The sequence below is a fragment of the Aeromonas sp. EERV15 genome, from assembly GCF_900079845.1.
In the GTDB taxonomy this organism is placed as follows: Bacteria; Pseudomonadota; Gammaproteobacteria; order Enterobacterales; family Aeromonadaceae; genus Aeromonas; species Aeromonas sobria.
In genome coordinates, this window is sequence record NZ_FKKY02000100.1 from 1 (window position 1) to 480 (window position 480).

Below are 480 nucleotides of genomic sequence, written 5' to 3' on the forward strand. Positions count from 1 at the left end.
CGGAGCCGACGAACGTGGTCGAGCGCGCGCTCGCGGACCTCTGGGCGCGAACCGTCCCGCTCACCTCGGTCCAATGGCGCGAGCGCTTCCTCGAGGCGACGAAGAACCTGCTGCTCGAATGCATGTGGGAGCTCGCCAATATCCAGGAGAACCGCGTCGCGAACCCGGTCGAATACATCGAGATGCGCCGCAAGGTCGGCGGCGCGCCCTGGTCGGCGGGCCTCATCGAGATCGCCGTGGGCGCCGAGGTCCCGGCCGCCGTCGCCGCGACGCGCACCCTCGAGGTCCTGCGCGACACGTTCTCGGACGGCGTTCACCTGCGAAATGACCTGTTCTCGTACCAGCGGGAGGTCGAGGACGAAGGGGAGAACGCCAACTGCGTGCTCGTCCTCGAGCGTTTCCTCAGCGTCCCCACGCAAAGAGCGGCCGATTTGACGAACGAGATCCTGACGTCGCGGCTCCAGCAATTCGAGAACACGG

General features: G+C 67.1%; 1 pseudogene. It reads left to right on the forward strand.

The features are described from left to right. Positions 1–480, forward strand: a pseudogene (locus BN4575_RS22785) (germacradienol/geosmin synthase); the annotation flags it as partial.